Annotated in this window: 11 protein-coding genes; 8 read left to right on the top strand and 3 right to left on the bottom strand. The window is 39.3% G+C overall.

The features are described 5' to 3' along the window. The first annotated feature begins 3 nt into the window (after positions 1–3). The 4 genes from jag to rsmG all read left to right on the top strand — a co-directional run bounded on the left by jag (position 4) and on the right by rsmG (position 5,169). A complete protein-coding gene (gene jag, locus VPHSUH08_RS09230; protein WP_008714545.1) occupies positions 4–801 on the top strand; it encodes an RNA-binding cell elongation regulator Jag/EloR in 798 nt (265 codons plus the stop codon). A gap of 189 nt (positions 802–990) precedes the next feature. Beyond that, positions 991–2,376, top strand: coding sequence for a tRNA uridine-5-carboxymethylaminomethyl(34) synthesis GTPase MnmE (gene mnmE, locus VPHSUH08_RS09225; RefSeq protein WP_105087304.1), 1,386 nt, complete (start codon positions 991–993; stop codon positions 2,374–2,376). A 50-nt stretch (positions 2,377–2,426) separates the two neighbouring features. Next, entirely contained in the window at positions 2,427–4,298 is a 1,872-nt protein-coding gene (mnmG, locus tag VPHSUH08_RS09220; protein ID WP_105087303.1) for a tRNA uridine-5-carboxymethylaminomethyl(34) synthesis enzyme MnmG, read from the top strand. A 118-nt stretch (positions 4,299–4,416) separates the two neighbouring features. After that, complete coding sequence (gene rsmG, locus VPHSUH08_RS09215) at positions 4,417–5,169, top strand: 16S rRNA (guanine(527)-N(7))-methyltransferase RsmG (protein WP_105087302.1); 753 nt, start codon at positions 4,417–4,419, stop codon at positions 5,167–5,169. Positions 5,170–5,467: 298 nt separating this feature from the next. On the opposite strand, the gene VPHSUH08_RS09210 is transcribed toward rsmG, so the two are convergent. Genes VPHSUH08_RS09210 through VPHSUH08_RS09200 form a run of 3 tightly spaced genes read right to left on the bottom strand, consistent with a single transcriptional unit; the run spans position 5,468 to position 9,597 of the window. Then, on the bottom strand, positions 5,468–6,325 hold the full coding sequence (locus VPHSUH08_RS09210; RefSeq protein ID WP_105087301.1) for a methylenetetrahydrofolate reductase: 858 nt from the start codon (positions 6,323–6,325) through the stop codon (positions 5,468–5,470). Between the two features lie 21 nt (positions 6,326–6,346). Continuing rightward, positions 6,347–8,782, bottom strand: coding sequence for a homocysteine S-methyltransferase family protein (locus tag VPHSUH08_RS09205; RefSeq protein WP_105087300.1), 2,436 nt, complete (start codon positions 8,780–8,782; stop codon positions 6,347–6,349). Between the two features lie 47 nt (positions 8,783–8,829). Then, on the bottom strand, positions 8,830–9,597 hold the full coding sequence (locus VPHSUH08_RS09200; protein WP_004698043.1) for a hypothetical protein: 768 nt from the start codon (positions 9,595–9,597) through the stop codon (positions 8,830–8,832). Positions 9,598–10,520: 923 nt separating this feature from the next. Between VPHSUH08_RS09200 and VPHSUH08_RS09195 the strand changes: the two genes are divergently transcribed. The 4 genes from VPHSUH08_RS09195 (at position 10,521) to VPHSUH08_RS09180 (ending at position 14,588) form a co-directional block, all read left to right on the top strand. Continuing rightward, the gene (locus VPHSUH08_RS09195; protein WP_004698040.1) at positions 10,521–11,291 is read left to right on the top strand and encodes a ParA family protein; all 771 of its coding nucleotides are present in this window, start codon (positions 10,521–10,523) and stop codon (positions 11,289–11,291) included. Positions 11,292–11,470: 179 nt separating this feature from the next. Next, positions 11,471–12,400, top strand: a complete 930-nt coding sequence (locus VPHSUH08_RS09190; protein ID WP_105087299.1) for a ParB/RepB/Spo0J family partition protein — start codon at positions 11,471–11,473, stop codon at positions 12,398–12,400. 205 nt (positions 12,401–12,605) lie between these two features. After that, on the top strand, positions 12,606–13,871 hold the full coding sequence (hydF, locus tag VPHSUH08_RS09185) for a [FeFe] hydrogenase H-cluster maturation GTPase HydF (protein WP_105087298.1): 1,266 nt from the start codon (positions 12,606–12,608) through the stop codon (positions 13,869–13,871). Between the two features lie 195 nt (positions 13,872–14,066). Further along, on the top strand, positions 14,067–14,588 hold the full coding sequence (locus VPHSUH08_RS09180) for a DUF4446 family protein (protein WP_004694397.1): 522 nt from the start codon (positions 14,067–14,069) through the stop codon (positions 14,586–14,588). Position 14,589 lies beyond the last annotated feature (1 nt).

Raw genomic sequence — 14,589 nt, 5'->3', positions numbered from 1 at the left:
ATTATGGAATTTATCGATGTATCTGCTAAAACCATTGAAGATGCCATTGCTAAAGGTGTAGCTCAATTAGCCGCTGAAGGCCAAGAATTGGTAGAAACTAAAGTCTTAGAACAACCTTCTAGTGGATTTTTAGGCATTGGTCGTAAACCAGCAGTTGTTCGCTTATTCTTCACTGCTTTGGCTCAATCTGCTACTGCAAAAGAAGTAGCTAATGCAGAAGAACAATCTGTAGCTATTGCTTCCGAACCAGTGGCAACAAGCGAAACAGAAGTACAAGATACAGCAATTGAAACTTCTGAAAGTACTGTAACGGAAAAACCTTCTAAAAAAGAACTTTCAAAAGAAGATCAACAAGAAATTGCTGAAAAAGGTAAACAATTCCTCGATGATATGTTTACACAAATGGGCCTCACTGTGGTTATCGAAAAGATGATGACCAAAGACAAGATTACATTCCAAGTACACGGTGAAGATTTAGGTATTTTGATCGGCAAACATGGTCAAACATTGGATGCTATTCAATACTTAACAAATCTCGTGGCTCACAAGGATGTATCTGGCCACTGCCATATCGTGGTAGATGTGGAAAACTATCGTTCTCGCCGAGAAGAAACATTGGTAAATCTCGCGAAACGTTTGGCTTCTAAGGTGAAACGCAACCGTCAAAAGGTTTCCTTAGAACCGATGAATGCTTTTGAACGTAAAATCATTCACACTGCCCTTCAAGGCGACAAAAACGTTGTTACCAACAGTGAGGGGGACGAGCCGTTCCGTCACGTTGTGATTTCGTACAAAAAATAAAATATAGTGGTGCAGTTTTCAAGTAACTGATATCCTCGGTTGCTTGAGGGCTGTTCCCTTTATTCTTTAGGTTATGGTGAAAGCTAACCTAAGTTAATCTTCGCATGCAAAGATTAGTTTAGTTTAACTTTCACAGGCGAAGAACATATACAAAAACAAATACTAGATAATCGAAATACGGAGATATGTATGTATATAGATGATACAATAGCGGCCATTGCGACACCGCCCGGCATCGGTGGGGTTGGTATTATTCGGGTCAGCGGCAAGGATAGTTTTCCTATTGTAAATAGCCTGTTCAAGAGCACTGGCACCGTTCCTTTGATGGACCGCCAAAATAGAACGATTCAATATGGGACCATTGTGGATCCGATGACGAACAAGACCATCGATGAGGTTCTTGTACTATTAATGAAAGGGCCTCATTCCTACACGGCGGAAGATGTGGTAGAAATTCAGTGTCACGGTGGCATTGTACCGGTTCGACAAATTCTGAAACTCCTCGTCAATCACGATGTGCGCATGGCTGAGGCCGGTGAATTTACGAAACGCGCCTTTATGAACGGACGTATCGACCTCACCCAAGCGGAGGCGATTATTGATATTATTGAAGCAAAAACAGAGGACTCCCTCTCCCTTGCTGTATCTCAGCTAGACGGGACCGTTTCGTCCTTTGTGAAAGATGTGCGAGAACAGCTCATCGCTATGATTGCTCATTTAGAGGTAACCATCGACTATCCTGAGGAGGATATCGAGGACGTAACGAGCCAAGAGGTTCGTGATCAATTACAGCCTATTTTGCAAGCCATGGATGATCTCTTGTCCACAGCGAATACAGGTCGCCTCATTCGGGACGGTATTACGACGGTTATTGTAGGTCGTCCAAATGCAGGTAAATCGAGCCTTATGAACGCTCTTTTGCGCGAAAACCGCGCTATCGTAACGGATATTCCAGGGACGACGCGGGATAGTATTGAAGAATATATGACTGTAGAAGGTATTTCCTTGCGCCTCATCGATACAGCAGGTATTCGGGACACACAAGATACGGTAGAAGCCCTTGGTGTGGAGCGTGCTCGTGATTATATCAATAAAGCAGACATCGTGCTCTGCGTTATTGACGGATCTACTCCGTTAAACCCTGAAGAAATCGAAATTTTGACCTCTGTGAGCGGTTTAAATACCATCGTACTCCTCAATAAGTCCGACGTGGCACAAGTCGTTACAGATGAAAATATTAAAGAACACGGCACCTTTACGGCCATCGAACGCATTAGTGCTAAAGAAGGGGAAGGCTCTGCAGTTCTTTCTAAATGGGTACAAGAACTCGTCTATGGCGGTCGCGTAAAACAAGATAACAGCGCCATGATTAGTAACGTGCGCCACATTAGCCTTATGGAACAAGCAAAGGCACAAGTAGAACAAGCCCTCTCCTCCATCGACATGGGCATGCCTGTAGACTTTGTAGCTACCGACCTGCGTAGCGCTTGGGAACTACTAGGCGACATCACAGGCGACACCATCCGAGAATCCATGATAGATGAATTGTTTAGTCGTTTTTGCCTTGGTAAATGATTTAAACTTTCACAATAAGATAAGTAACAAATATAAGGAATTTAATTGATATGTACACAGTAGATAATTATGATGTCATCGTCATCGGCGGCGGTCATGCTGGTTGTGAGGCAGCTCTCGCCACTGCTCGCATGGGTCATCGCACGTTGATGGCGACCATCAGTTTAGATAATATTGCGCTTATGCCGTGCAACCCTGCCGTGGGTGGTCCTGGTAAAAGCCATCTTGTTTACGAAGTTGACGCATTAGGCGGTCAAATGGGTATTAATGCGGATGCTACGGCTATCCAAATGCGTATGCTCAATATGGGTAAGGGACCTGCCGTTCATTCTTTGCGCTGTCAATCCGACAAGATTAAATATCAACATTTGATGAAACAAACATTGGAGAATACAGATAATCTCAATGTTAAGCAAATCATGGTGACTGAGCTTAAGGTTGAGGATGGCAAGGTAACAGGCATCGTTACAGAGCTTGGTGAATTTTATGGCGCTAAGGCGATAATTCTTTGTACGGGTACCTATTTGAAAGGTAAAATCCTCATCGGCGATATCGATTATGTGGGCGGTCCAAATGGCCAACGCGTAGCGGAACATTTCTCTCAATCCTTGCTCGATAATGGTGTTGAATTGATGCGCTTTAAGACGGGTACACCAGCACGTGTAGATAAACGTACTTTAAACCTCGATAATATGGTAGTTCAAGAAGGCGATGCACATCATCACGCATTTTCTTTTATGGATGAATGGATTAACCGTAATGAAGATGTATGCTGGTTGACGTATACTAACAAGGAAACGCACGAAATCATTCATAGCAATATTCACCGCGCTCCTATGTATAGTGGCAAAATCGAAGGCGTAGGCCCTCGTTACTGCCCTTCCATCGAAGATAAAGTAGTGCGCTTTGCTGATAAAGAACGCCATCAATTATTCGTAGAACCAGAAGGTACGGGTACAAATGAAATGTATGTACAAGGTATGAGTACATCTCTTCCAATGGATGTACAATATGCGTTCTTGCGTACCATCCCAGGCCTTGAGAATGTTGAAATTATGCGCCCTGCCTATGCTATTGAATACGATTGCTTGAATCCAACACAATTAACACCAGCCCTTCAAGTGAAACATATTGAAGGTCTCTACTCTGCGGGTCAAGCCAATGGTACATCTGGCTATGAAGAAGCGGCTGCACAAGGTCTTATGGCTGGTATTAACGCAGCATTGTGGCTTGAAGGTAAAGAACCGTTCATCCTTGCTCGCTCTGAAGCGTACATCGGTGTTCTCATCGATGATCTTGTAACAAAAGGTACAAATGAACCGTACCGCATGATGACAAGCCGCAGTGAATATCGCTTATTGCTTCGTCAAGATAATGCAGACATGCGTCTTACGGAAAAAGGCCGTGAAATCAGTCTTGTAAAAGATGATCGTTGGGCTAAATTTACAGCTAAAAAAGCTGCTATCGAGGAAGCAATGGACATGTTACGAAATACACCTGTCAATCCATCCAAGGAAACACAAGCTTTGCTTGAAAGTCTAGGTACAGCACCTATTAAAACAGGTATTCATGCTTATGATTTAGTAAAACGTAATGAACTCTCTTACGCCATCGTAGCCGATGCATTTGGTTTGAAACGCTATACACCTGATGTAGAGGAAGCTGTCGACATTTCTATTACTTACGAAGGGTACATTAAGAAGCAAATGGAGCAAGTCGATAAGGTTCGTAAACTAGAAGAAAAAATTCTTCCAAAAGAATGGGACTATACACAAATCAAGGGCATTTCCCTTGAAGCTCAACAAAAGCTCAACAAAATTCGTCCTCACTCCATCGGCCAAGCAAGCCGTATCTCTGGCGTATCACCTGCGGACGTATCTGTTCTGTTGATTCAACTCGAACAATACAACAGAAGTAAATAACATGTAAAAACATGCATTTTATATGAACTTTTTAGAAGATATTTCTTACAGATTTTAAAAGATATTTCCTACAGATCTTATTGTCCTATACATATTAGACAATTCATTAGGAGTACTTATGAAAGAAAAATACGATGTGCCTATAGCACCTCAGTCTGAATTTGTTTCGTACATGATGGAGCAAATGAGCCATTTTGGCTTGCCTTGTACGGAAGAGCAAGCCAAAGACTTTTACATGTATTATGCGCATATGATTGAAACAAATAAATATCTCAATCTAACGGGTATTACGGATATGAAAGAGGTCGTGGTTAAGCACATGATTGACTCTCTCTCCTGTTATGATCCTGAAATCATCAAATCTGGCATGTTGATTATCGATGTTGGTACTGGTGCAGGTTTCCCTGGTATTCCATTGGCTATCTATGACCGTAGCCTCAAGGTTACCCTATTTGATTCTTTGAAAAAGCGGCTTACCTTTTTGGAATCGATTATAGATAAACTAAAACTGACGAACTGTACTACCTTACATGGACGTGCGGAGGATTTGAGTCGCCAAGATTATCGTGAAAGCTTCGATATTGCTACGAGCCGTGCCGTGGCACGCTTGCCGATTCTTTTAGAATGGACTGTGCCATATGTAAAAGAAGGTGGCTACGTCGTTGCTTTAAAAGGCGCTATCTACAAAGAAGAAGTGAAAGAATCTAATAAAGCCCTTAGCACACTAAAAGCTACTATCGAAGAAGTAAGAACCGTTACTTTGCCAACCTTAGACGATAAACGTGCCATTCTGTACATCAAGAAAACAGGTAAAACACCGAAACAATATCCACGAAAACCAAAAGAAATCAAAGACAAACCGTTAGTATAGCAGCTAATGATTTAGGCGTAGAAACTAATATAAATAAACTCTATGCTATATTGCTACATAAAGAAAAAGAGGATGCAAATCTTAGATCAGCATCCTCTTTTTTTTTCTTAGTAACGAATTAGTTTGGATTCCCTCCCCTACCCTATATCTATTAAATGATATCGTTTACAACAAAATTATATATTTTGTTCACTATATGAGGCGGAGATAAAGATACATATAACACCTTTCCCTAAGAACGACTTAGTTCACTATGGAGGTCGTGGGAAAGGTGTTATATGTTAATCTTAGAATGACTTTATACGTGGTCAATAATATATAATGTTGTATCGATATCATTTAAAGGCATAATATGTACGCCTGCTGCTATTTTCTTGATTTGTTCAAGTGTTTCGATTGCAATTTCTGTACCCGCCTCTTTACCACCTTTTTCCATGCGGTCCAAGATTTCTTGAGTAAGGTTAATTCCAGGCACTTTTTCATGGAGGTATGTAGCCATTTTAAAGCTTTTAAGTGGAATCAAACCGAGCATGATAGGTACATCGAATTCAGACATCTTGTCAATGTAGCGTTTTGCCTGTTCTAAATCGTAAATTGGTTGTGTTTGTACAAAGTGAGCGCCATTTTGAATTTTAGCAGCTAATTTTTGGCGTTCAATCTCTAAATCTGGAGCACCAGGATTACCAGTGGCACCGATGTAGAAGTTTGTAGGTGCGTCTAGGTCATTACCTGCAAGGTCTTTGCCTGCATTTAATGTCTTAGCGATGTTGAGTAGTCCCATACAGTCGACTTCAAATACGGATTGTGCAAATGGATGGTCCCCATTATCTGGTTTATCACCAGTGAGTGTTAAAATATTATGCACGCCCAAAGCTGCTGCACCGAGTAATTCAGATTGCAATCCGATAATATTACGGTCGCGGCATGTAAGGTGGAAAATAGTTTCAATTTCTTTGTTATGTTGTAATAAATAAGAAAGAGAAATTGGGCTCATACGCATTTTGGACATAGGGCTATCAGCGATGTTGATAGCATCCACCTTCCCTTTCAAACGGGCTGCTTGTTCGAAGGTCTTTTCTGCAGAACTGCTTTTAGGAGGATCCAATTCAACAGTAATGGTGAACTGCCCTTGTTGATGTTTTTCTCTTAATGTCATCATGTACCTCGTTACTATACATTATTTTTCTAGTGTTTCAAAGAAATCGTTAGCATGGTTAACAGCAGCGATGCCGTCCTTAGCGTAGATATCCGCGCCTGCTTGGTCTGCGTAGTCTTGAGATACTACGGCGCCACCAACCATGACCTTAGTTTTAAGGCCTGCTGCACGGATAGCAGCGATAGTATTGTCGATTTGTGGCATGGTAGTCGTCATCAAGGAACAGATGCCAACGAGGGCAGCTTTGTTATCTTTAATAGCTTGTACGATAACTTCTGGGTCAACGTCCTTACCAAGGTCGACGATTTTGTAACCATTGTTTTCGAGCAATGCTGCTACGATATTTTTACCTAAATCATGAATGTCGCCTTTAACTGTAGCTACGACAACGGTGCCTTTATCTAAGCTTTCACTAGCAGGAATAATTTCTTTAATGGTGTTGAAAGCAGCCTGCATTGTTTCAGCAGCAAGCATTACTTGTGGTAAGAATAACTTACCAGAACCAAACTTATCCCCCACTACGTTCATCGCTTCAGATAAGCCTTTTTTCGTAAGATCTAATGGATCGATACCATCTGCTAAGGCTTTTTTTACAAGATCAATGATAGCTTCTTTTTCGCCTTGTTCTACACATGCGCGAATATTGGCTAAAGGATCATTACTATCGAAGGATTTTTTATCTGGCCCTTTAGGAGCATTGTTACCAGGAGCAGTCGTTTCGTCTTCATAGCCGTATTCTTTAATAAATTCAGCAGAACCTGGGTCCCAGCCTAGTAAGGTAGTACTAGATACAAATGCTTTTTTTGCTGGATAATTGAGTGGATTCATAATCGGTGTTGTTAAGCCACATGCGAGAGCCATTGTTAAGAATTGGCCGTTCAAATAAGGACGTTGAGGCATGCCGAAGGAGATATTGGACAAGCCCATTACTGTTGGGAAGCCAAATTTCTCTTTATATAACTGTAGCGTACGCAATGTTTGGCGTGCACTATCTTCACCGCTGGCAAGTGTTAATACCAATGGATCGAGTAATAAGTCATGTGGGTGAAGACCATAACCGTAAGCGCGATTTACGATGCTTTCAGCTAAAGCAACGCGGTCCTCTGCTTTTTCAGGTAAGTCACCACTACAGATTGGCAAGCAAAGCAATGCTGCACCATACCGTTTAGCCAAAGGCATTACGTGAGTAATAGACTCCTCCTCCCCATTTACGGAGTTAATGAGGGCACGGCCTGGATAGTTTTTAAGAGCTATTTCCATAGCTGCTGGGTCTAATGTATCAATGGATAATGGTGTTTCTACGAGCATGGATAACTCGAAAATGGCACGTTCCATTAATGGGGTTTGATCCATGCCGGCTACACCCATGTTTACATCGAGGATATCTGCACCTGCCTCTACTTGGTCTAAGGCATCCCGTTTTACACGAATGAAAGAACCATCGCGCAATTCTTGAGCAAGGACTTTACGGCCAGTTGGATTAATACGTTCGCCAATGATGAGTGGTTTTGTATGATGGCCTAACTCTAAAAGTTTAGTACGGCTTGTAATAATTGTTTTAGGTGCAATGTGGGCGCGTTCTTTTGGCGTATGAGCTTTCACAGCATTGGAAATAGATTGAATATGAGCTGGTGTTGTACCACAGCAGCCGCCAACATAGCTTGCACCAGCATCAACAATTGGAAGCATCAAAGGCCCCATCTCTTCAGCTGAAAGTGGGAATACAGTTTGTTTATTTATTAATTGAGGCATACCGGCATTTGGTTGACAGCTAATTGGTAAATTTGTAACGCTTGCAATCTCTTCGATAAGTGGTGTAATTTGTTCAGGCCCAAGGGAACAGTTGATACCAATGATATCAGCCCCTATAGCTTCTACGATAGTAGTTGCTACTGCTGGTGGTGTACCTGTAATAGTACGACCGTCTTCACTAAAAGAAAATTGACAAATGATTTGTACATCATCCTTTGTCTTTCCTGCTGCTTCACGAGCATCTAAAGAAGCTAATAAAGCGGCACGCATTTCCTGTACATCGATGATAGTTTCGATAATAATAAAATCAACGCCACCTTCGATTAATGCTTCGGCTTGTTCACGATATGTATCATAGATAGAGTCAAAGCTCATATTGCCTAATGGTTGTAAAAAACGGCCTGTAGGACCCATAGAACCTGCTACACGAGCAGATGGCTTAGTCTCTGCAATAGCCTCTTTTGCCACCTTTACAGCTGCAATATTAATTTCTCTTACGCGATCCTGTAAATCATAATCTTCTAATTTAAGACCACAAGCACCGAATGTATTGGTAGTGATTACATCACTGCCATGTTGTAAGTATTGAGCATGAATATCCTTTACTACTTCTGGTCTTTCAATATTAAATAGCTCTGGACAATAGCCTTCTTCTAAGCCTGCCGCTTGAAGCATTGTGCCCATAGCACCGTCAAATATATACATAAACATCTTCCTTTAACATCCTAAATTACAATGTTTCACGTGAAACACTATTGTATTGGTTGCCCCTTCATGGCAATACCAGAAATGTCGGCAGTAGTTTTACTACCTTCCTCTTCTCCCCCATCTTGGGTGTTGACTGTTGCTTTCTCTGGTAATTTTCGAGATGCACAGTTTTGTTGTGAACAAGATGTACAGCCTCGTTTAGTTTTAATATCTTCGTTTGCTGGCATTAAACCGATGATAGCCGTTACAGACTTACGTGGGAATAATAAATAGTTCTCTGTTACTTGTAAGCCAATCATCTCTGTTTTGATGATTTTAGCTAATTGTGGTTGGATTTCTAGTGGCCAGTTGCCATAACCAGGGCTAAAACGCCAAGTTGGCTTATAGCCTTGTTTTTTAGCAATTGTATTGATTACTTCGTTTACCTGATCAGCTACCTGTTCTACAGCAGTTGTGGCTGCTGCATCAAGTAATAAGCCTACCGTATAGTTACCTTGTTTAAATAACTGTTCACTACGAATTTCTACATCTTCTCCAACTGTTACGCCTAATACGTATACTTTAGTAGATTTTTCTAGATGCTTTTCGATGATAGACCCTTCAATTTTAAGCGGTGGATTGCTTAAAATTGTTTTTGTTTCTGCATCGTAATCATATTCTTGATATACACCCCTAGGTGTAGCCAATAATTGGATTTCCTTACATGCTTCGTCAACATAGTTTTGTGGGAAATCCTCAGCGTGACGAAGTCCTGCGTATCGTTTTACTTCTGCTTTGTCGATGGCAGGAAGCATTCCGTTATAGATGGGCATAGAAACGCCTCCTCTTCAAAATAAAAAGCTCTGCGTGTCCGTAGAGCGTGTGCTTACTGTTATTAATTGTATATATAAATCTTATAAAGTGATTTTTCTAGACTCTTAAGATTATCAATCTAATTACTATCTAACTAATAGTATATAGATATGAATAATACCTGTCAAAGTATATGGGGCCTGTATTCTCATATAATTTAGTAGTATATAGGTATAGTTTAAAGTTATATCAAAATGATTTTTGTTCATAAAAGTTATTGGTGATGAAGGTTTTATATGTTTAATGTTAACCATAATGTTTCACGTGAAACAATTTATTAAATATAATCTAATAATTTGTTATGAGTATATAAGTATATTAATATTAGTTCATTACATTCCGTATATTACTGTTATATATAATGTTACCGATCAAAAGTTGATTACTTTATACCTTTCGCTAATGGTGTTGTTCTATAAATAAAAAAGATGATATAAAATAATTTTGTGTATATTTGTCTATTGGTATAGATTTATATTAATATGATAATTTTTTACTGTAAAATTTTTTATTAATTTTATAACTTAATTTTTGCGTTAGATTTTAATCCTTAAATGTTTCACGTGAAACATCTAATCGTAAAACTTATAGAACATTTGATGTAATTTTTCTTATTTTGTGTTGTACTATATAGTAAAGGAATAAATTGCTATGTTTCACGTGAAACAATAAAAAATAAGTGTTGTAATTATATTAATGAAGTTATTTACCTATAAGTTTATGTGCGTAATATAAATGTAAGTAGGAAAAAATGTAGTAGATAAATAAAATAATGTAGTAGATAAAAAATTAATGAGAATTTGATTTATAAATACCGTAATTAGCATTGTTTTATGTTATAATGGAAAAGAAATATTTTGAACGAAGATGTGAGGTGAATTAAGTGGGCAAAGTTATAGCTATTACTAATCAAAAAGGTGGCGTTGGTAAAACTACAACATCAGTAAATTTGAGCGCTTGTTTAGCTGATGCAGGTAAGAAAGTGTTACTGGTTGATTTGGATCCACAAGGTAATGCTAGTTCTGGGTTAGGTATTGAAAAGGATGATTTAGAACTCTGTGTGCATGATGTTCTAATTGATGGAGAACCAATTGCTGATATTGTACAACCTACAATGCTTGAAAACCTATTTGTGGCGCCTGCAACAATTCAACTAGCTGGTGCTGAAGTAGAACTAGTTTCCGTTGTTTCACGTGAAACAATGTTGAAAAAAGCATTAGCGTCAGTACGAGATACATATGATTTTATCGTCATTGACTGTCCACCATCTCTCGGGTTATTAACATTAAATGCCTTCACTGCTGCTGATAGTGTATTGATTCCGATTCAAAGTGAATTTTACGCATTGGAAGGGGTTAGTCAATTAGTTAAAACGATAACAATTGTACAACAAACATCCAATAAGGATCTTGAAATTGAAGGCGTGCTATTGACTATGTTTGATGGCCGCACAAATTTATCTATTCAAGTAGCCGATGAAGTAAAAAAATTCTTTGGCAATAAAGTATATAAAACAATTATTCCTCGTAATGTACGTTTAAGTGAGGCGCCTAGTTATGGGGAGCCAATCATTGTATATGATCCAAAATCCAAAGGTGCTGATGTATATACGAAATTAGCTAAAGAGGTAATTAAAGCATCTAAAACTAAATAAGCACTAAAGATAAATAAGTACTAAAGCTCAATAAACACAAAAGCGAAGTAAGTACCTAAAGGTAATAAGTATCTGTTATATGTATGTATCTAATGCTAAGAATATTAGTTTTTGGTGGTTTGCGTGATTTACATATTTTAAATTTGTAAATATTTGTAAGGCCGAGAGAGGTTAGTTGTATGCCAAGAGAAATTAAAAGCAAAAAAAGCAAAGCGTCTGGATTGGGGAAGGGCCTTGAGAATTTAATGAAGGTTGACTCTGTAGAGTCTGTATTGCCTGAAAAGGAGATACATGAACTGCCAATTTCTGAGTTAGTTCCAAATGTAGATCAACCGCGTAAAAGTTTTGATGAAGATAGTCTAGCTACATTGGCTGAATCAATCAAGAATCTTGGTATTTTCCAACCGATTGTAGTTCGTAAACAAAAGAATAAATATCAAATTGTAGCTGGTGAGCGCCGTTATCGTGCTGCTATGATTGCTGGATTGAAAACAGTACCAGTTATTGTTAAAAAATATAATACCGAAGAAATGACAGAGGTTGCTCTTGTAGAGAACCTACAACGTGAAGGATTAGATCCCATTGAAGAAGCATTGGCTTATCAAGGATTGATGGATACCTATAAGCAAACGCAAGAAATGATTTCCGCTCGTCTTGGCCGTAGCCGTTCGTATATTGCTAATATGGTTCGCCTTTTAAAATTATGTGATTCTGTACAAAAAGATCTTATCGAAGGTGATTTAACCGTTGGTCAAGCTCGTCCGTTATTAGCGTTAAGAAGTGCAGCTCAACAAATGGAAGCAGCTGAACGTATTAAAGAGGGCGAGCTAAGCGCTAGACAAGCAGAGGCCCTTGTTAAGTCTATGCAAAATAAATCGTCTAAAGCAAAGGCTGGTAAACCTCAAAATACGGCAGAGGTTCGTGCTCTAATGGACCGTTTAAAACTAAGCTTAGGGTCTCCTGTGAATATTAAATTCCGTGCAGGCAAAAAGGTACAAGGAAAAATTGAAATTGCTTTCTCCTCTGAAGCTGAATTAGAAAGACTTATTGCATATATGGATGGGCAAGATCAAACAGAAGATGTGGAAACAATAGAGTTTAGAGTATAATTGGCTAGCAAAAGCAAAAGCAAAAGCAAAAGCAAAAGCAAAAGCAAAAGCAAAAGCAATAATAATAACAATCTGCGGTAAAAGTGTAGTCTACGGGCTGCGCTTTTACTATATGTAAGAGATTTATTAAATAATAAGATAAGATGTAAGACGTTTTATAATATATTTTGTAATATATGTGAAGGTTAAGTAACAAGGATAGGTTATGGAACAAACACCTAAGGCAAACCGCATACATATTGGCTTTTTTGGCCGTTGTAATGCCGGTAAGTCTACATTGATCAACATGTTAACTGATCAGCCTGTATCGTTAGTATCCGATGTGGCAGGGACTACAACAGATCCTGTAAGCAAAGCTATGGAAATCTTACCACTTGGCCCTGTGGTGATTACTGATACTGCTGGTATAGATGATACAACTGAATTAGGTGCATTGCGCATGGAGAAAACCGAAGAGGTCGTGAAAAAGATTAACTTGGCTGTTTATGTGCTTCGCACCGATGAAGAGCCAACCTCCGACGATATGCACTGGTTAGGTCTTTTGAAACAAAATAATGTACCTGTTGCACTTTTCATTAATGAGATTAATGCGGTGCCAAACAATTTAACGGAGTCTAAAGCTAGTGTAGGTAGAGATATACTGGGAGAGCGTTATATAGCAGATCATACGGGTTTATCTGATTTGGTTACTGTCATTGGCTCTGCTGACTTCACATCTGATGCGAAACGATTAGAGTTGCTTGATCTACTCGGTGGGCTAACACCACTTGATGTAGAAGGGGAGCAAACTCTTTTACAAGGTTTAGTTGAAGAGGGGGATACAATCATTCTTGTATGTCCTATCGACAGTGCCGCACCAAAGGGGCGACTCATCTTGCCACAGGTACAGACTATCCGAGAAATTCTCGATCATAAAGGCCTAGCTTTAGTCTGCCAAACAGAAGAATTACCGGCTATGATTCACTCGCTTAAGAATCCCCCTAAAATGGTAATCTGTGATTCCCAAGCATTTGATCGGGTTGATGAGTTAACGCCTGATTCGATTCCGTTGACGTCTTTTTCTATTTTGATGGCGCGGTTCAAGGGAAAATTACAGGATTTAGTAGCTGGTGTTAAGGCTATTAAGAATTTGAAAGCTGGTTCCAAGGTACTTATTAGTGAAGGTTGTACACATCGTCGTCAATGCGATGATATTGGGACTGTAAAAATACCTAATCTTTTAAAGAAGCAAGGCTATACAGATTTACAGTTAGAATTCACTAGTGGGGGAGCATTCCCTAAGGATGTATCACAGTATGATTTGATCATCCACTGTGGTGCTTGTATGCTAACACGCCGTGAGGTGTTACGTCGTATAGAATGCGCTGTTGTACAAGGTACACCCATTGTAAATTACGGTGTACTCATAGCAGCTCTACATGGTATACTAGAACGAGCAATAAGCCCATTTGTTGACGAACTAGAGGGCTAATAAATAGCATTGTAATATGTATGTAACACATACATTTAGATATACATTACATACTTGTTATATACATTGTTATATAGGTATCGTTTATCTATATTAGATATATTAAATTAAATTGCATGCAGTCATTTAACTTTCACAATAGGAGTGGTATAATTAACTGTTGGAGTTTTGATGATTGTATAGGAAGGAAAATACATGTTCGAATCGATTCAACCGTGGATAGGCATGGTTACCATCGTTCTTGTTATAGTGTTATTCGTATATTGTGTAATCTTACACATTCGTTTAGGTAGCTTGAAAAAGAAATACGATTTTTTTATGCAAGGGGAGCATGGTGCGAGCCTAGAGCGTAAATTATCTGTAGAGGTCAGTGAAATTCGCGATGCTGCGAAAGGCCTTGAGTCCTTGTTATCCGAGCAAGTGGCAATCCGCAATATTCAGAGTAATACGATACAAAAAATTGGCTTTATTAAGTATAATGCCTTTGAAAATATCGGAAATGATCTGTCCTTTGCGCTTACCTTGCTAGATGGGAACAATAATGGCATCTGTATCTCCAGTATTTACGGTCGTAGCGAATCTCGTATTTTTAGTAAACCTATTGTGAAAGGTAAAAGTTTAGTAAGTCTTTCACAAGAAGAATTAGAAAGTTTGAACGAAGCGTTGGGTGAGCGTACCAATGAGGAAGCGTTGACGAGCGCTATCGTCTCGAAATAAG

The sequence above is a fragment of the Veillonella sp. S13054-11 genome, assembly GCF_002959795.1.
GTDB classification, from domain to species: domain Bacteria; phylum Bacillota; class Negativicutes; order Veillonellales; family Veillonellaceae; genus Veillonella; species Veillonella parvula_E.
This window is presented reverse-complemented; position numbering and strand designations above follow the sequence as displayed.

Excerpts from the sequence above, each read along its gene's own strand:
- jag (WP_008714545.1), top strand. The coding sequence starts at position 4 with ATGGAATTTATCGATGTATCTGCTAAAACCATTGAAGATGCCATTGCT.
- mnmE (WP_105087304.1), top strand. The coding sequence starts at position 991 with ATGTATATAGATGATACAATAGCGGCCATTGCGACACCGCCCGGCATC.
- mnmG (WP_105087303.1), top strand. The coding sequence starts at position 2,427 with ATGTACACAGTAGATAATTATGATGTCATCGTCATCGGCGGCGGTCAT.
- rsmG (WP_105087302.1), top strand. The coding sequence starts at position 4,417 with ATGAAAGAAAAATACGATGTGCCTATAGCACCTCAGTCTGAATTTGTT.
- VPHSUH08_RS09210 (WP_105087301.1), bottom strand. The coding sequence starts at position 6,325 with ATGACATTAAGAGAAAAACATCAACAAGGGCAGTTCACCATTACTGTT.
- VPHSUH08_RS09205 (WP_105087300.1), bottom strand. The coding sequence starts at position 8,782 with ATGTATATATTTGACGGTGCTATGGGCACAATGCTTCAAGCGGCAGGC.
- VPHSUH08_RS09200 (WP_004698043.1), bottom strand. The coding sequence starts at position 9,597 with ATGCCCATCTATAACGGAATGCTTCCTGCCATCGACAAAGCAGAAGTA.
- VPHSUH08_RS09190 (WP_105087299.1), top strand. The coding sequence starts at position 11,471 with ATGCCAAGAGAAATTAAAAGCAAAAAAAGCAAAGCGTCTGGATTGGGG.
- hydF (WP_105087298.1), top strand. The coding sequence starts at position 12,606 with ATGGAACAAACACCTAAGGCAAACCGCATACATATTGGCTTTTTTGGC.
- VPHSUH08_RS09180 (WP_004694397.1), top strand. The coding sequence starts at position 14,067 with ATGTTCGAATCGATTCAACCGTGGATAGGCATGGTTACCATCGTTCTT.